Raw genomic sequence first — 17,182 nt, 5'->3', positions numbered from 1 at the left:
AAAAAGTCCCTAGGGATAAAAAATAACAAAAGTGCTGGAAATTTTACCAAAACCAAGTTATAATAAAATTAAGTTAATAAAGTAAATAAATACTTTAAAATAAATTTTGGAGGTTTTACAAATGGAAAAGAATGTAAATATAAAAAACGCAAGTGGATTACACGCTAGACCAGCAGGAATGTTTGTTAAAAAAGCTGCTGAATTCAAATCTATAGTAGAAGTAATAGCAAAAGGTAAAACTGTAAATGCTAAATCTATAATGGGGATAATGAGTTTAGGATTAGGTCAAGGTGATGAATTAACAGTTGTTGCTAAAGGTGAAGATGAAGAAGCAGCAGTTAACGCTTTAGTTGAATTAATCGAAGGTGGATTTGGAGAATAATAATTAAACCTCGGTTTTGTCCGAGGTTTGTTTAATTATACATATATATAAATTAGGAGGAGTAGTAATGTACAACGGAACGGGAGCATCTCCAGGAATAGCTTTAGGAAAGGCTTTAGTAATAGAGCATAGTGAATTAGTTATAGAGAAAAGAAATATTAGTAATATAGAAGAAGAAATACAAAAGCTTGAAAATGCAGTAAAAGTATCTAAAGATGAATTAACTAAGGTTAAGGAAAAGGCTTTAATGGAATTAGGGGAGCATGAAGCTGAAATATTTGAAGCTCATTTATTAGTATTAGAAGATCCTGAATTAGTAGATTCTGCAATATCTAAGATAAGAGATGAAAAAGTTAATGCAGATTATGCATTAAATGAAATAAAAGAAATGTTTGTTGCAATGTTTGAATCAATGGACAATGAGTATATGAGGGAAAGAGCAGCAGATATAAAAGATGTTACAAATAGAGTACTAAGACATATATTAGGTATAAAAGTAGTTGATTTAGCAGGACTTGATGAAGAAGTTGTATTAATTGCACACGACTTAACTCCATCAGATACAGCAACAATGAATAAAAGTATGGTGCTTGGCTTTTTAACTGATATAGGGGGAAGAACTTCTCATACAGCTATAATGGCTAGAACGTTAGAGATAGCGGCTGTAGTTGGTTTAGATGATATAACTAAAAAAGTAAAAGATGGAGACTATATCGTATTTAATGGTGATACAGGGGAAGTTATAGTTAATCCTGATGAAGAAACTAAAGCTAAATATGCATCATTAAAAGAGCAATTTGAAGAGTATAGAAAATCTCTAGAATTATTAAAAGGACAAGAATCAATAACTACTGATGGTAGACATGTTGAACTTGCAGGAAATATAGGAAGTCCTAATGATGTTTCTGGTCTTATAAAGAATGATGCTGAAGGAGTTGGGCTTTATAGAACTGAGTTCTTATACATGGATAAAGAGGATGCTTTCCCAAGTGAAGAAGAACAATATGAAGCATATAAAGCAGTACTTGAAGGGATGAATAATAAGCCTATAGTAATAAGAACATTAGATATAGGTGGAGATAAAGAACTTCCGTACTTTGAAATGGAGCCTGAAATGAATCCATTTTTAGGATACAGAGCTATAAGACTTTGTTTAGATAGAAAAGATATATTTAAAACTCAATTAAGAGCTTTATACAGAGCAAGCGTACATGGAAAACTAAGAATAATGTTCCCTATGATATCTTCTCTTGAAGAATTATTATCTGCAAAAGAAGTAATAAAAGAAGTTTTAGCAGAATTAGATGCAGAAAAAATAGCATACGCTAATGATGTAGAAGTTGGTATGATGATAGAAATACCATCTGCAGCAGTTATATCTGATATATTAGCTAAACATATAGATTTCTTCTCAATAGGAACTAATGACCTTATACAATACACTTGTGCAGTAGATAGAATGAATCAAAAGATAAGTCATTTATATAACCAGTTTAACCCAGCAGTGTTAAGACTTATAAAAATGGTTATAGATAATGCCCATAAAGAAGGAAAATGGGTTGGAATGTGTGGAGAGAGTGCAGGAGATCAAAGAATGATACCTATACTTTTAGGATTTGGATTAGATGAATTTTCTATGAGTCCAATATCTATACTTCCAGCTAGAAAATTAATAAATTCTTTATCTTATGCAGAAATGCAAAAATTTGGAGATGAAGTATTAGCTATGGGTACGGCTAAAGAAATAAAAGAGTACGTTGATAAAACTTTTAATATGTAGTAAGAAGGCCTTAAATGATTATTAATTCATTTAAGGCTTTTTACTTATATGTAAGTAAAGGATATAGATATTATATAATCTATAGATTATATAATATCTATGAATAAAGAAGAAATAGAAAATATGTGCTATTATATAATAATTAATAAAAAGGAGAGAATTTACGTGGCAACTTTAAAGGAAATATCAGAAAGAGCAGGCGTATCCATAAGTACAGTATCAAGAGTACTAAATAATGATGAGACTTTATTAGTATTAGATGAAACTAAGATGAAAATATTTGAGGCTGCAGAAGATTTAGAATATAAAACTATAACACAGAGAAAAAATAAAACTAAAAAAAATAATAATTACAAAATTGGATTAGTTGAAATGTACGATGTTTCAAAGCAATTAGAGGATCCATACTATTTATTATTAAAAAATACTGTTGAAAAAGAGTGTTTTAATAACAATATAAAATTAGTTAAGCTTTATAATAATGGTATGAAATATGAATCACTTGAAGAAAAAAACTTAGATGGAATAATAGCCATAGGAAAGTTTTCAGATAAAGAAATTAATTTGATGAATGAGTATTCTTCGAATATAGTATTTTTAGATTCTTCTCCTGATGATGAAAAATATGATTCTGTAAAAATTAACTTTAAGATGGGAGTTTTTGCAGCACTTGATCATTTATATGATTTAGGACATACTAAAATTGGATATATAGGTGATGGGAATACATTAGGTGATAATAAATTAAGAGAACGTGATGTAAGATTAAAGTATTACAATGAATATATGAAAGAGAAAAATATATTAAATGAAGAATATATAATAAATTGTGATATGACTGCATCTGCTGGATATACTGCTATGACGGAGTTTATAAAAAGAGAAACCTTACCAACTGCATTTTTTGTAGCAACAGATACAATAGCAACAGGAGTGTTAAAGGCTCTTTATGAAAATAAAATAAGTGTACCAAATGATATAAGTTTGATTGGATTTAATGATATATTTGTTTCAAGATATACATTACCAGCACTTTCAACAGTAAGAGTTCACATCGAGAATATGGCGAATGCATGTGTTGGTCTTATGATAGAAAGATTGAATAATAGAACTTACACTAAAAAGGTAATAATACCAAGTCAGCTTATAATAAGAGAAAGTACATCTAACATATCTAATGAAAATTAAATAAGTATAAAGTTTTAAATTATTTTACTAAAAATTTTAATAAATAGGAAAAAGATTTCTAATTTAAAAGAGAAAATTATTTTTATATTAAACTTATTAAAAAGTATTAAATTTAAAAATTAAGTAAAATGAATTAAAACAATTAAAATTAAAGCAAAAATAAAGTAATTGACAGGATAAAATAAACATTCTATCATTAACTTATATAAATAATCTAAAAACTGTGAATGGAAGAGTAAATATAGAATGTAGTCAAAGCGAGCTGGAGATGGTGAGAGTCCAGTATGAAGTCTATGTTGAAGAACATCCAGGAGTTGCTAACCGAAATTTAAATTTAGTAGGCTTAGCCGGTATCAATCCGTTACCAAATTGAACTGTATCGAATAATCTGTACAGATGAGAGAACTTAAATTTTAAGTTAATCAGGGTGGCACCGCGGAAGTATAACCTTTCGTCCCTATATTTTTAATATAGGGACGAAAGGTTTTTTTATGGACAAAAATTTATGGCCAGATTTTTGTTTAAAAATAAGTTTTGAATGAAAAGTATGATATCATGCTCAAATTATAATGATAAGGAGAGAATAATATGTGTTTAATAATACCAGAGCAATATAAATCAAGCCTAGGAGTAATACAAACTCAACAAGCAATAAAAGATCTAAAGGATTATTTTGAACAAAGACTTTCAGAAGAACTAAAATTAACAAGGGTTTCATCTCCTTTATTTGTAATACCGGAGACAGGGACAAATGATAATTTAAACGGAGTAGAAAAAGCTGTAAATTTTAATGTACCAAATATAAATAAAAATGTGGAAATAGTACAATCGTTAGCTAAATGGAAGAGAGTAGCTCTTAAAAAATATGGATTTGAGACTGGAAGAGGCATATATACAGATATGAATGCTATAAGAAAAGATGAAGAGTTAGACAATATACATTCAATATACGTAGATCAATGGGATTGGGAACTTATTATAGATAAAGAAGAAAGAAATGAAGCTAAGCTAAAAGAAGTTGTAAAAAAAATATATAAAGTTTTTAAAGAAACAGAAGAACATGTTCATGATATATACCCTGAAATAAATAAGATGCTTCCTGAAGAAATAACATTTATAACTTCTCAAGAATTACTAGACATGTATCCAGAACTATCTCCTAAGGAAAGAGAAGATAAAATTGTAAGAGATAAAGGTGCAGTATTTTTAATGCAAATAGGAAAGATACTAGATAATGGAGATAAACATGATGGAAGAAGTCCAGATTATGATGATTGGGAATTAAATGGAGATATATTATTCTATAATCCAATATTAGACAATGCTATAGAGCTTTCATCAATGGGAATAAGAGTCGATGAAGAACGCTTAAAATATCAGCTAGATGTATCAAATTGTAATGACAGAAAAGAATTAGATTATCATAAGGCATTATTAAATGGGGAATTACCATATACAATAGGTGGTGGAATAGGTCAATCAAGAATATGTATGTATTTCCTAAATAAAGCACATATAGGAGAAGTTCAAGTTGGTGTGTGGCCTGATGATATGATAAAAGAATGTTCAGAGTTAGGTATACATCTTTTATAAAATGAGCTATTTATATAAGCTAATATATGGGTTATAATATAACTTAATATATAGCTTATGAGGTGATAAATATGAGTAAAAGATCATTTGTTACTGATATGATATTAGATACACTTAAAAGAGTATTAGTCAGATTTAAAAATGCAAAGTTTGGATTACTATTTTTTATCAATATATTTAAAATACCTGATTTTTTAACTGATAATAGAGTTAATATATTTAGTAAGTTTAAGTTAATATTTTCATTATTAACTGCTGTTATATATATTGTTTCGAGTATAGATTTAATACCAGAAATACTTACAGGGATGTTTGGATTTATTGATGATATATTTGTATTAGTTTGGAGCTTAGGTATTGCTAATGAAGAAATAGAAAAGTATAAAAAGATTTTAAAAGATAGTAAAGACCCAAATGTGATAGAAAATGTAAATTATAATATATATGATGAAAATGAATAGTAATTTATTTTACTATTCATTTTTGCATATAAGAAAGTTATAGTATTAATTTTTAAATATATATGTTTTAATTAAGATACTTCATTAAGTAAAGTTATCATGTTGTATTGTTTAAAAGTACCATAAATAATAAAAGTATTTTATAATGTAGAATTATTATTAAAACATATATATAAAGATATAAAATTAAATTTTTATTTAAAAATATTTATTAAGTTATCTATTAATAATTTATTTTCCTCTGGTTTTAAAATACAAACTCTGAAAAAATATTCATCTAAGCCATCAAATGATACACAGTCTCTTATTATAATTCGCTTATGTATAAGTTTTTCTCTAACTTCTTTCGCTGTAATAGATTTTGATTTTATTTCACATAATATAAAATTTCCTTGACTGTTATAAATTTTTAAATCAGTGAACTTACTAAGTTCGTTTACTAAATAATCTCTTTCTTTTGTCATTAAAGAGTATGTATTTTCTATAAATTTGTTATCGTTAAACATTACTTCACCCATCATAGACGCAAATATATTTATATTCCATAAATCAAGATTAGAGTTCATTTCATACATGACTTTATAATTAGAAATTAGTCCATATCCAAGTCTTATCCCAGGTGTTGAGAAGAACTTAGAAGTACCTCTTATAACGAATAAGTTATCATACTTATCAACTAATGAAGTAGATGAATAGATTGACGTATTTGTAAATTCTATATATGTCTCATCTACCATTACAAAAGAGTTAGTATTATTTAATATTTTTTCTATTTCATTTTTACTAAAAGTAAACCCTGTTGGATTATTAGGATTACATATTATTATTAACTCATAATTATTTTTGTTTATAATTTCTATAAGATTGTCTATATTTATAGTAAAGTTATATTCCTTTTTCGAAAAATATTTAGTTATGTTACACTTTATTTTAGATAATTCTTTTTCATATTCTGAATAAGCTGGAGATAAAATTAGTGCTTTTTTAGGATTAATAGTTTTTATAAAGGATGAAATTAATTCTGTAGCACCACTACCTAAAAGTATATTATCTATTGAACAGTTACAGTAATTAGATATAGAAGTTTTTAATTCTAAATATTCAGGATCAGGATATACTGATACTTTATCTATGTTATTTACTATATATTCTTTAGCTAGTTTTGACGATCCAAAAGGATTTATATTAGAACTAAAGTCCATAATATCTTCTTTTGAAAAGCCATATTGACTAGATAAATCATATAAATTTGCACCATGATTTACTTTCACATAATCACCATCCTAAGATTATTATTTACATATATAGATTATAATATAAATATATGATTATTCCAAATTATACTACTCAATTATAAACAATACGAATTATATATTAAAGTTAAATAAAAACATTCTAATATTTATGTAGATATGATATACTAAGTTTATTATAATATACGTAAAGGAGACAGGAAAATGGCAACTATAGATGTAATGATATCTGAAGAAGAAATATCTAAAAAAGTAGAAGAATTAGCGAAGAAAATACAGAAAGATTATGAGGGAGAACAATTACTAGTAGTAGGTATACTTAAAGGAGCCAGCGTATTTGTTTCTGATTTAATAAGAAAGATAGATTTAGATGTAAATATAGATTTTATGAGCGTTTCAAGCTATGGAAATGGAACTGAAAGTTCAGGAACAGTTAGAATATTAAAGGATTTAGATGTTGATATAGCTGGAAAAAATGTATTAATTGTAGAGGATATAATAGATTCAGGTCTTACTTTAAGTAATTTAGTAAAAGAGTTAGAAATGAGAAATCCTAAATCTTTAAAATTATGTACTTTATTAGATAAGCCTGAAAGAAGAACTTCAAATATACCAGTTGATTATGTTGGATTTGTAATAGAAGATAAATTTATTGTTGGATATGGAATAGATTGGGCAGAAAAATATAGAAATCTGCCTTATATAGGTTCAGTTACAGTTTAAAAATAAATAAAAATATAAAATCCGTATTACTTATTTGTAATACGGATTTTTTTATATTAAATATAAAATTTTGTTTAATAATAAATATAATTGGTATAAATACAAGAGAATGATAATTAATATCAATAAAAAAGAGGTGGATAAAATGGATTTAATTACTAAAATAAGAAGAAATACAGCTGCACTTCATAGTGCATCAGAACATACAGGTTTTATAAAAAGAATAGTTGATGGAAATGCGTGTAAAGATAGTTATGCAGAGTATTTATTTAACCTTTCAGCTATGTACAAAGCAATAGAGGATACTATTGAAAACAATACATCTAATGAAGTTATAAAGAATTTTGCAACAAAAGAATTATATAGATATGAATTAATACAAAAGGATTTAGAATTTCTTTTAGCTGATAAGTTAAATGATATGACTTTACTACCATCTACAGAAGCATTTGTAGAAAGGGTAAAAGAGATAGATAAAACAAATCCAGAGTTAATAATTGCATATGCATATACAAGATTTATAGCAGATTTATTTGGAGGAAGAACATTTATAGCTTTATTAAGTGTAAATTATAAAGTACCTAAGGAAGGATTAAATTATTATAATTGTGATCAAATAAAGGATATTAGATCTTATGTTATGAACTATGCTTCAAAAATAAATAGTATAAATTTAACTGAAGAATTAGAAAATAAGCTAATAAATGAGGTAAGTAATGCTTATATTTATAATTTAGCTATATCTTGTGAATTAGAAGCTAAATTATATTCAAATTAAATTATTTGAACATAATTTATAGGTTTGAATAATCCAATATATGAGTAGCATTTAGTATGATTAATGAAAAAGGAGCGTTACTAAGTATTAGTTATATGATAATAATTTAAAATAACAGGCATTGATATTAATATATCACTGCCTGTTATTTTTTTATATGATAATACATTACAAAGGATTTAATTTATTGATAATTATTAATATATAATTAAGTTTAAAATTTTTAATAGTATATTACTTAATACCCGTATTTTTTAGAGTAGTTTTATAATATTATTTATGATATATTTTAAAGATATAAAAATATCATAAGTAATATTTAGTTAATTAAAAATAGATAATATATAAAAATAAATTATCACCTCATATAGAAAGGATAATTATAAAATGAGTACATACTTTACTATTGGTGAAATATCTAAGTTTTTTAATATATCTATAAAAACTCTTAGATATTATGATGAAATTGGATTATTAAAACCAGCATATATAAACCAAGAGAATAAATATAGATATTATAGTATAGAGCAATTTATGAAAATAGATTTAATAAAGTATTTTAAAATAACAGGAATGTCTTTAGATGTAATAAAAGATATATTAAACTCTGAATGTTCTATAGAACTAGTAATGAATAATATAAAAATTCAGTCAAGTAAACTTGAAGAAAAAATTAATGAACTAACTATAGTAAAAAATTATCTAGATAATTTAGAAAATAATATATCTGAAAATATTAGATATGGATTAAATGAGGTATTTATAAAATACAATGAAGAAAGAATTTTTATGAACTATGATATAGTATCTAATAATACAGAAGAGTTAGATTTAAACTTAAGAGATATAATACTAGATTTAGAAAATAGACAAAATGAGGTATATGTACAAATGGGTTCTACAGTACAGTATAAAGTACTAAAAGATGAAAATAAAATAGTATATAAAGGAATTAAGGCCTTTTGCAAAGACGAAAAAAATCAAAATATACTTCCAGAAGGAGAATATGTAACTTTAATATTTGAAGGTAGCTTAAAAGAAAGTATAAATCATTATAAAAAAATTCTAGATTATATTAAAGTTAATAATATAGAAGTAGTAGGAGATTTTAATGAAATATGGTTAATGCCTAAAATTGATGAAAATCTAGAAGAAAAAAGTTTAGTAAAAATAGAAATATTAAAAAAATAAAAATATTGACCCTCCCCTTAGTGGAGGGTTTACTATTGTAAGAGGAAATAAAAAGGAGGAGAAGGAAATGGTTAAACAGTTTTTAGGTTATGCAGTACCATCGGCTTTAGCTATGTGTATAGCATCATTGAATACAATCATAGACGGTGTATTTTTAGGTAATGGAATAGGAGATGCTGCACTAGGGGCAGTTAATATAGTAATGCCAATTACAATAGTATTTTTTGGTCTTGCAACTATGGTATCAGTAGGTGGCGGCGCATTAATATCAAAGTACTTTGGAGCAAATGAAGATGAAAAAGGAATTAGTATATTTAGACAAGTTACATATATGCTAATAATAATGAGTATTTGTTTAAGTGCGGTTTGTGTTATATTTGCAAAACCAATAGTTAAAATGATGGGAGCTACTGAAAATCTACAGCCGTTAGCAGCTGAATATCTAAAATATTATGCAATGTTTTGTTTACCAAGTTTATTAGGAATTGCATTTAATAGCTTTTTAAGAAATGATAATAGACCTAAACTTGCAATGGTATCCACTATATGTGGAACTATAAGTAACATAATTTTAAATTATATATTCATATTTGAATTAGGATTAGGAATAAAAAGCGCAGCAATAGCTACAGGATTTGGCCAAATAGTAACTCTTTTAATAGCTCTTCCACATTTTATATTTAAGAAAGGAAAATTAAGTTTTGGAAAGCAAAACTTAGAGATTAATATAATAAAGGAAGTATTTAGAATAGGACTACCATCATTTTTTGCAGAGGCAGCTTTTTCAGTAATAATATTTGTTCATAATTTAGTTTTAGTAAATACAATTGGAGAAATAGGTATATCTACCTATGCAATAATAAACTATATAACTACAAATATATATTTAGTGCTTCTAGGAGTTACGCTTGGTGCTCAACCACTTATAAGTTATAATTATGGCGCTCAAGATAGTGAAAAAATGTTAGCATTTTATAAAATTTCAAATAAAACATCATTTATAATAGGAATAATTTTTGCTTTATTATGTTTTGTATTTGGAAAAGAGATAATTGCTGTATTTACATCAGATAAAGAACTTATAAATATATCATATATAGCAGTAAATATAAATAATTTAGCGTATTTATTCATAGGAAAAAATTTAACGACGACTATGTATTATCAGGCTATAGAGATACCAAAATATTCAAATATGATATGTGCAATGAGATCTATATTAATTTTACCGATAGTATTAGTTATTATGGCAAAAACTTTTGGGGAAAATGGAATATGGATTAGTATGGCGATATCAGAATTTATAATTATATTAATATCAAAAAAAGTATTCAATATAAACAAATGTACAGAAAATGCAATAATTAACTTGGTATCATAAATTTAAATGATTTTAGAAAAAACCATATCATTAAAATGATGTGGTTTTTTATTTTTAAAAAAGGTTATTATGCAAATAAATTTTTCTTTAATATTTATATAAAAAAAAGTGTATAATCATATCAGGTGTAAAGATAAGGAGGAAATGATGAACGTTCAAATTAATATACTAAAATTTTTTCAAAGTATAAGAAATCCAATACTAAATGCTTTGTTCTTAATATTAACGATAAGTACAGAAACGCCAGTTATAGTTATATTAACTGCTATTATGTATTGGTGTATAAGTAAAAAATATGGTCAAAAACTTTTATTTACATTGATACCAAATATAGTAATAAATACAGGAATAAAAGAATTTGTAAAAGCACCGAGACCTATAGGAACTGAGGGTCTTGAATCTTTAAGGGTATCTACTGCTACAGGTTATTCTTTTCCAAGTGGACATACACAAACAGCTACTACATTTTGGACCAGTTTAATGATTATATTTAGAAAAAAATGGGTTTATATATTAGGTTTAATAATGATATTAGGAGTTGGAGTATCTAGATTGTATTTAGGTGTTCACTGGCCTATAGATGTAATTTGTGGATGGATATTTGGTATAGTATTTACAATAATATTCTCAAAATTATTTGATATCGTAGATAAAAATAAAGACTATAAACTTTTATTATTAACGTTAATACCATTTATAATTTTTATTTTTATAGTAAAAAGTGAATCATATATTAAAATGTTTGGACTTTTAGTAGGATTTATATTAGGGTATATAATTGAAGATAAGTTTATAAAATTTAATACTATAGATGAATATAATAAAGAAATTAGTTTTAGTACAAAAACAGATACTAAGAAAGGATATATAGTTAAAAGTGTATATAGATTTATAGTAGGAATATTTACGCTTTTATTAGTATTTTTAAAATTAAACTATATAATGCCTAAATATGTATTATTTAAATTTATAAAATATTTAATAATATCTTTATATGCTGTAGCAGGAGTTCCAGCATTATTTAAGATTACAAAATTAGCTTAAAATAAATATAAACTTGAGGTGACAATTTGAAACGAGTAGTAGTAATAGGAGCAGGACCAGCGGGTATGATGGCAGCAGCAACTGCAGCAAATAGAGGATTAGATGTAACATTAATAGAGAAAAATCATAGGGTTGGAAGAAAAATATTAATAACAGGAAAAGGCAGATGTAACATAACTAATGATTGTGATATAGAAGAACTGATAGAAAATGTACCTACCAATGGTAAATTTTTATATAGTGCATTTTATACTTTTACAAATACTGATGTTATTGATATGTTTAATAAACTAGGTGTGGAAACTAAAACGGAAAGAGGAAAAAGAGTATTTCCTTTAAGTGATAAAGCACATGATGTTGCTAATGCCCTTGAGAAAATGATAAAAAATCAAAAAGTAAAATTACTTCTTAATACTAAAGTGGAAAAAATAGTATCTAAAGGAAGTAAGATAGAAAAGGTAATTTTAGATAATAAGAAGGAAATATTATGTGATAGCCTCATCATTGCAACGGGAGGACTTAGTTATCCATTAACAGGATCAACAGGAGATGGATATAAGTTTGCAAAGAATCTTGGCCATAGTATAGTAGATACTAAGCCGTCATTAATAGGGATAGAAGTACAAGAATCATTTGTAAAAGATCTTGAAAAATTATCTCTTAGAAATATTGAAATATCAGTTTATAATAGTAAAAATAAAAAAATATATGATGATTTTGGAGAACTTGAGTTTACAAAGTATGGTGTAGATGGGCCTGTTATAAAGTCAGCTAGTTGCAGAATGAAAGATACTACAAAAGAGAATTATAAAATAGTATTGGATTTGAAACCTGCATTAGATGAAGAAAAATTAGATAAAAGGATACAAAGAGATTTCAAAAAGTATACTAATAAAAAATTTGAAAATGCATTAGATGATTTGTTACCTAAAAAACTAATACCTACAATAATAAGATTGAGTGAAATTGATAAGGATACAGTTGTACATCAAATATCTAGAGAACAAAGAAAGTCTTTAGTTCACTTATTAAAGAATATAACTTTAACTGTAAAAAGATATAGACCTATAGAGGAAGCTATAATAACTTCTGGTGGAGTTAAAGTAAATGAAATAAATTCTAGTACTATGGAATCAAAACTAATAGAAGGTCTTTTCTTTGCTGGAGAAGTTATAGATGTAGATGCATATACAGGTGGTTTTAATCTTCAAATTGCATTTTCAACAGGATATTTAGCTGGATACTATTGTTAGAAAAATAATATTTCATGTAAAAAATTACCAAGAATGAAAAATAGTAAAGTCCATATAATACTACCAAGAAACAAAATTATTTAGAAAGAAGGTAATTAACAATGGAAAACAATAATAACAATCAAAAAGTAGTTCCACAAGCTAAACAAGCTTTAAATCAAATGAAATTAGAAATAGCTAACGAATTAGGTATGGCTAACTATCAACAAATGGACAAAGGTAATTTAACAGCTAGAGAAAATGGTTATGTAGGTGGATATATGACTAAAAAGTTAGTTGAAATGGCTGAACAACAAATGGCTGGAAAACAACAATAATAATATAAAAATTAGTGAAAATAGCCTTATAAATTTATAACCTTATAAATTTATAAGGCTATTATTATTTTAAACGGTAATAAAATTTTACTTTATGGATAAAATACAAAAGAATATATATATAAGGAGTGGTACATATGTCTACAGTTAATTTTGAGGAAATAAAAACTAAATTTATAAATGCAGATTTGGATGAAAAAATACGTATTTATACAACAACAGAAGGATTATCAGTAAATGAATTCAGAGAGTTACTTAAATATTATCCAATACAACATTTATCAAAGCTAGAAAAAGCATTAGGTTAATATAAAAATAGAATATAATAAAAAGAAGTCATATGACTTCTTTTTTAATTTAAATTAGATTTATGTACATAATTATAAATTCGTTCATTTCCTAAATCTATAGACTGAGTAGTTATATATTTTATAATACAATCAACATCACAGCTATTTAAATATTCAATAGGAATTGATAAGGTGTATCCGCTAGATTCTAGTAGATTTTTTAGTTTTATTTTTTGGGAGATACTAGGTTTTTCTGGTGTAGAGTTTACATTTCTTTTTTTGCTCTTTGATAAGTTTTCCTTTTGAATATGTATTAATTTATTTATATAAGACGTATAGGATTGTTTAAAATCGTTTTCTGATAAAAGATTTTTATCCAATATATCATTTATATATCCGTCAGAGATTATATTTTCAACAAACTTATCAGCAGTTAGTTTTCCGGTAGTAATTCCTTTTTGATATTTTCTAAGTATTTTTTTCGTATAGTTATAAATTTTACTACGAGTTTCTAAATCTAGTTGTTCTATTTGCATAATAAGCACTCCTTTATTTTATAGGGTTAAAAAACTCAATGTTTTTATTATTGTCAAGTATAAAAAATAATATAATTGTAAAAATATAAAAATATAAATAAATTTGGAGGTTTTACTATGATAAATGGAATAATAAAGCTTTTTTATTCTGAAGTTGTAAAAACTAACATAAAGAAAATGCCAATTGGAGAATATTCTTTAAAAGATGAATATAAAGAAATTAAAAACTTAACACTTAAAATAGATAGCTTGATGCTTAAAATAATAAAATTTATGGCAGGTATAATTACACTTATATTAGCATTTGAGATAAATACTATATTAGGAATCGGATTGTTTTTAATAGAGATTTTATATGTAATTTATAAAAGAAATCTAGAACAACAAATTTTAGAAAATATAAAGAATTTAAAAGATAATGTAGAAATGACGACATTAGGTATATTAACTGATAGAGGAAAATCAGGTATAAACATACTTATAACTCTTTTGATACTTGGTCTTATAACAAATTTTAATTGGTCTATAGTGATTACTTTTATAGTTGTTTTTTTATTTACTATAAAAGATATATATAGTAATATTAAATAAATGACGAAATAAGGGAGAGGGCTAGTATGATTGATAACGACAATGATAATATAGACAATTATAAAATGAAAAATTTGGTTGATATATCAGCAATGGTAACTCAATCATTAAATTTTTTTGATATAAAGGATAAAATAATAGAAAAAATGCTTGAGGTAGTTCATCCCACTAAGGCATGTGTAAATTTATTTTACAGAAATAACTATGAATATGCTTATTTGGTGTGTTCGGAAACTTTAAATGAGATACCAGATTTCTTTGATGTAAAGACACCAAGAGGAGTTAAAATAGACTTTAATGAATATCCTAAGTACATACATGAAGCTGTAGCTAAAAAGGAAATAGTGTATATAGAAAATATCTTTGAAGATGAAAGATCTATAGATGAAAGAGATTTAGCTAAAATAGAGGGATATATCGGAAGAATTGTGTTTCCTCTTGTTGTTAATTATAATGTGGTCGGTTTTATGACTTGCTTTTTAACTGAAGAGGATAAAATTAATGAATATGATATAGATTTTATATCATCTGTATCATCGCTTATAAGTTTATCTATAGACATAACAATGAAAAATAATAACACTCATATGTTAGTTCATAAATTAAGAGGTGCAATTAGCTCTATAAATGAAGCAATACAAAAGTTGTATTTTAATAATAATATAAATGAATTTTTAGATCATTTAAGTAAACAAGTATGTCATATAACAAATAGCAAGGAATCTATAATAATAACGGAAAAAGTAGATAATAAAAATAAGCTTTTTAGTTTTTACAGCGTAGAAGGTAAAAAGCAAACTAATATATATCCTATAATAGGAAAAATCCTATCTCAAGATTCTATAGGATCATATTGTAATGAAAATAAATTAAATTACAAGGAAATAAATAATTATATATATTATAAGATTAAAGATAAAGATAGTAAATCAGTTATTGGTTACATAGTATGTGCAAATAGTCCTAATTATACAGAGGATGATTTAAATATATTAAGTATATTTGCAAGACAGCTTTCGGTAGCCCTTAAACTATATGAATATAATTTAGTAGAGGTTAAACATAAGATTCTTGAAAATGAATTAGATGTACTAAATAAACAGCAAAAACTTATAATGAATGAAAGTAAAATAAAGTACAATATAGATAATGAGTTAAATTTCTACCATAAACCAGCCAAGGTAGTAGGTGGAGATTTTTATCATGCAATAAAAGTTAGCGATGATAAGATAGTATATATACTAGCTGATGTAATGGGGCATGGTATAGTATCAAATTATGCAGTCGCTATTATAAAAGGTGCATTTAAAGTATTATCTAGAACTTGTAACTCTCCTGGAGAAATAATGACTAATTTAAATGATATGCTTTATGATGAATTTGATAAAATGGGGATATTCACTACTTGCTTAGTAAGTATGATAGATATAAAAGAAAATACAATAACCATATCAAATGCAGGTCATTATAGTCCTATTATAATAAAAAGGGATAGTTCTATAAAAAGAGATTTAAATTGTAAAAAAGGAATACCTATAGGGGTTATAGAAGACGTAAGTTATGAAAATAATGTATTAAGTTTAGATGAATGTAGTATGATTTGTATGTATACGGATGGGGTATTAGAAATAAAAAATAAATCAAAAGAAGAATATGGAATATCTAGATTAGAAAAATTTATAAAAAATAATTATACAAACAATCAAGAAGTAATCATAGAAAACCTTAAAGATGAACTTGAAGAATTTTCTAATAAGGATAAATATGATGATGATATATTAATAGTGATGTTAAAGAATAATTAAAGGGGAGATAATATGAATATAGACATTTTAATAATAAATGGAAGCCCTAGAAAAAATAAAAATTGCTTTAAAATTTCTGAAGAAATAACAAATATATTAAATCAGAATAATATATCAAATAAAATATTTAATATTTATGATATGAATATAGAATACTGTACAGCATGTGGTTTTTGTGAACAAACCGGATTTTGTAAATTTAAGGATGATATGACTCCAATGTATGAAATGTTTGATAAAGCTAAAGGAGTTATAGTTATAAGTCCTGTAAATTTTGATAGTATAACGGCAAAGTTAAAAACATTAGTAGATAGAACTCAGGCAATTTACGCAAGTAAATATATATTAAAAAAGCCTTCAATAGATAGAAATAAAACGCGTATAGGAATGTATATTGCGGTAGGAGGATCTACTTCTTATGAAACACAATTTATGGGTGGGCAAATAGTAATGGACTTTTTCTTTAAAAGTGTAAATAATAAATTAAAATATAATATATATTTAAATAATACAGATAAATTAGAATATGAAGAAAATACATCATTTAAAGAAAATTTAAAAGAAAATTTAAATAATTATATAATGGATATAAAAGAGCTTGATTAAACAAGCTCTT

18 protein-coding genes and 1 other annotated feature are annotated in these 17,182 nt (G+C 25.3%); of the genes, 16 read left to right on the top strand and 2 right to left on the bottom strand.

Going from position 1 to position 17,182, the window contains the following annotated elements:
• Window positions 1-121 precede the first annotated feature (121 nt).
• From CRIB_RS09560 to CRIB_RS09540, 5 genes are all read left to right on the top strand, one after another.
• The gene (locus tag CRIB_RS09560; protein WP_180702152.1) at window positions 122-382 is read left to right on the top strand and encodes an HPr family phosphocarrier protein; all 261 of its coding nucleotides are present in this window, start codon (window positions 122-124) and stop codon (window positions 380-382) included.
• A 67-nt stretch (window positions 383-449) separates the two neighbouring features.
• On the top strand, window positions 450-2,162 hold the full coding sequence (gene ptsP, locus CRIB_RS09555; RefSeq protein WP_180702151.1) for a phosphoenolpyruvate--protein phosphotransferase: 1,713 nt from the start codon (window positions 450-452) through the stop codon (window positions 2,160-2,162).
• Between the two features lie 165 nt (window positions 2,163-2,327).
• Window positions 2,328-3,350, top strand: coding sequence for a LacI family DNA-binding transcriptional regulator (locus CRIB_RS09550; RefSeq protein ID WP_180702150.1), 1,023 nt, complete (start codon window positions 2,328-2,330; stop codon window positions 3,348-3,350).
• 214 nt (window positions 3,351-3,564) lie between these two features.
• Window positions 3,565-3,812: a binding site (T-box leader), on the top strand.
• A gap of 126 nt (window positions 3,813-3,938) precedes the next feature.
• On the top strand, window positions 3,939-4,943 hold the full coding sequence (gene asnA, locus CRIB_RS09545; protein ID WP_180702149.1) for an aspartate--ammonia ligase: 1,005 nt from the start codon (window positions 3,939-3,941) through the stop codon (window positions 4,941-4,943).
• A gap of 71 nt (window positions 4,944-5,014) precedes the next feature.
• Complete coding sequence (locus tag CRIB_RS09540; RefSeq protein ID WP_180702148.1) at window positions 5,015-5,404, top strand: YkvA family protein; 390 nt, start codon at window positions 5,015-5,017, stop codon at window positions 5,402-5,404.
• A 194-nt stretch (window positions 5,405-5,598) separates the two neighbouring features.
• On the opposite strand, the gene CRIB_RS09535 is transcribed toward CRIB_RS09540, so the two are convergent.
• Window positions 5,599-6,675 (bottom strand): pyridoxal phosphate-dependent aminotransferase, encoded by a 1,077-nt coding sequence (locus CRIB_RS09535; protein WP_180702147.1) that lies wholly within the window; start codon window positions 6,673-6,675, stop codon window positions 5,599-5,601.
• A 186-nt stretch (window positions 6,676-6,861) separates the two neighbouring features.
• On the opposite strand from CRIB_RS09535, the gene hpt reads away from it, so the two are divergent.
• From hpt to CRIB_RS09495, 8 genes are all read left to right on the top strand, one after another.
• A complete protein-coding gene (gene hpt, locus CRIB_RS09530; RefSeq protein WP_180702146.1) occupies window positions 6,862-7,380 on the top strand; it encodes a hypoxanthine phosphoribosyltransferase in 519 nt (172 codons plus the stop codon).
• A gap of 145 nt (window positions 7,381-7,525) precedes the next feature.
• Window positions 7,526-8,158 (top strand): biliverdin-producing heme oxygenase, encoded by a 633-nt coding sequence (locus CRIB_RS09525; protein WP_180702145.1) that lies wholly within the window; start codon window positions 7,526-7,528, stop codon window positions 8,156-8,158.
• A gap of 387 nt (window positions 8,159-8,545) precedes the next feature.
• Window positions 8,546-9,349, top strand: coding sequence for a MerR family transcriptional regulator (locus CRIB_RS09520; protein ID WP_180702144.1), 804 nt, complete (start codon window positions 8,546-8,548; stop codon window positions 9,347-9,349).
• A 67-nt stretch (window positions 9,350-9,416) separates the two neighbouring features.
• The gene (locus CRIB_RS09515) at window positions 9,417-10,730 is read left to right on the top strand and encodes an MATE family efflux transporter (protein ID WP_180702143.1); all 1,314 of its coding nucleotides are present in this window, start codon (window positions 9,417-9,419) and stop codon (window positions 10,728-10,730) included.
• 147 nt (window positions 10,731-10,877) lie between these two features.
• The gene (locus CRIB_RS09510) at window positions 10,878-11,774 is read left to right on the top strand and encodes a phosphatase PAP2 family protein (RefSeq protein ID WP_180702142.1); all 897 of its coding nucleotides are present in this window, start codon (window positions 10,878-10,880) and stop codon (window positions 11,772-11,774) included.
• Between the two features lie 26 nt (window positions 11,775-11,800).
• A complete protein-coding gene (locus CRIB_RS09505) occupies window positions 11,801-13,027 on the top strand; it encodes a BaiN/RdsA family NAD(P)/FAD-dependent oxidoreductase (protein ID WP_180702141.1) in 1,227 nt (408 codons plus the stop codon).
• A gap of 101 nt (window positions 13,028-13,128) precedes the next feature.
• The gene (locus CRIB_RS09500) at window positions 13,129-13,344 is read left to right on the top strand and encodes an alpha/beta-type small acid-soluble spore protein (RefSeq protein WP_180702140.1); all 216 of its coding nucleotides are present in this window, start codon (window positions 13,129-13,131) and stop codon (window positions 13,342-13,344) included.
• Window positions 13,345-13,481: 137 nt separating this feature from the next.
• Window positions 13,482-13,652 (top strand): hypothetical protein, encoded by a 171-nt coding sequence (locus CRIB_RS09495; RefSeq protein ID WP_180702139.1) that lies wholly within the window; start codon window positions 13,482-13,484, stop codon window positions 13,650-13,652.
• A gap of 44 nt (window positions 13,653-13,696) precedes the next feature.
• Here the strand turns inward: CRIB_RS09495 and CRIB_RS09490 are convergent, their stop codons facing one another.
• Entirely contained in the window at window positions 13,697-14,170 is a 474-nt protein-coding gene (locus tag CRIB_RS09490; protein ID WP_180702138.1) for a hypothetical protein, read from the bottom strand.
• A 117-nt stretch (window positions 14,171-14,287) separates the two neighbouring features.
• Between CRIB_RS09490 and CRIB_RS09485 the strand changes: the two genes are divergently transcribed.
• From CRIB_RS09485 to CRIB_RS09475, 3 genes are read left to right on the top strand one after another with little or no spacing between them, the layout of a single operon-like run.
• The gene (locus tag CRIB_RS09485; protein WP_180702137.1) at window positions 14,288-14,761 is read left to right on the top strand and encodes a hypothetical protein; all 474 of its coding nucleotides are present in this window, start codon (window positions 14,288-14,290) and stop codon (window positions 14,759-14,761) included.
• 26 nt (window positions 14,762-14,787) lie between these two features.
• Window positions 14,788-16,566, top strand: a complete 1,779-nt coding sequence (locus CRIB_RS09480; RefSeq protein WP_180702136.1) for a PP2C family protein-serine/threonine phosphatase — start codon at window positions 14,788-14,790, stop codon at window positions 16,564-16,566.
• 12 nt (window positions 16,567-16,578) lie between these two features.
• Complete coding sequence (locus CRIB_RS09475) at window positions 16,579-17,172, top strand: flavodoxin family protein (protein WP_180702135.1); 594 nt, start codon at window positions 16,579-16,581, stop codon at window positions 17,170-17,172.
• Window positions 17,173-17,182: the final 10 nt, after the last annotated feature.

Source organism: Romboutsia ilealis (assembly GCF_900015215.1).
GTDB classification, from domain to species: domain Bacteria; phylum Bacillota; class Clostridia; order Peptostreptococcales; family Peptostreptococcaceae; genus Romboutsia; species Romboutsia ilealis.
The sequence above is the reverse complement of the archived record's forward strand: the minus strand, read 5'-3'. Positions and strand labels throughout refer to the sequence as shown.

Coding starts and splice junctions, on each gene's coding strand:
- CRIB_RS09560 (WP_180702152.1), top strand. CDS start 122: ATGGAAAAGAATGTAAATATAAAAAACGCAAGTGGATTACACGCTAGA.
- ptsP (WP_180702151.1), top strand. CDS start 450: ATGTACAACGGAACGGGAGCATCTCCAGGAATAGCTTTAGGAAAGGCT.
- asnA (WP_180702149.1), top strand. CDS start 3,939: ATGTGTTTAATAATACCAGAGCAATATAAATCAAGCCTAGGAGTAATA.
- CRIB_RS09540 (WP_180702148.1), top strand. CDS start 5,015: ATGAGTAAAAGATCATTTGTTACTGATATGATATTAGATACACTTAAA.
- hpt (WP_180702146.1), top strand. CDS start 6,862: ATGGCAACTATAGATGTAATGATATCTGAAGAAGAAATATCTAAAAAA.
- CRIB_RS09525 (WP_180702145.1), top strand. CDS start 7,526: ATGGATTTAATTACTAAAATAAGAAGAAATACAGCTGCACTTCATAGT.
- CRIB_RS09520 (WP_180702144.1), top strand. CDS start 8,546: ATGAGTACATACTTTACTATTGGTGAAATATCTAAGTTTTTTAATATA.
- CRIB_RS09515 (WP_180702143.1), top strand. CDS start 9,417: ATGGTTAAACAGTTTTTAGGTTATGCAGTACCATCGGCTTTAGCTATG.
- CRIB_RS09510 (WP_180702142.1), top strand. CDS start 10,878: ATGAACGTTCAAATTAATATACTAAAATTTTTTCAAAGTATAAGAAAT.
- CRIB_RS09500 (WP_180702140.1), top strand. CDS start 13,129: ATGGAAAACAATAATAACAATCAAAAAGTAGTTCCACAAGCTAAACAA.
- CRIB_RS09495 (WP_180702139.1), top strand. CDS start 13,482: ATGTCTACAGTTAATTTTGAGGAAATAAAAACTAAATTTATAAATGCA.
- CRIB_RS09490 (WP_180702138.1), bottom strand. CDS start 14,170: ATGCAAATAGAACAACTAGATTTAGAAACTCGTAGTAAAATTTATAAC.
- CRIB_RS09485 (WP_180702137.1), top strand. CDS start 14,288: ATGATAAATGGAATAATAAAGCTTTTTTATTCTGAAGTTGTAAAAACT.
- CRIB_RS09480 (WP_180702136.1), top strand. CDS start 14,788: ATGATTGATAACGACAATGATAATATAGACAATTATAAAATGAAAAAT.
- CRIB_RS09475 (WP_180702135.1), top strand. CDS start 16,579: ATGAATATAGACATTTTAATAATAAATGGAAGCCCTAGAAAAAATAAA.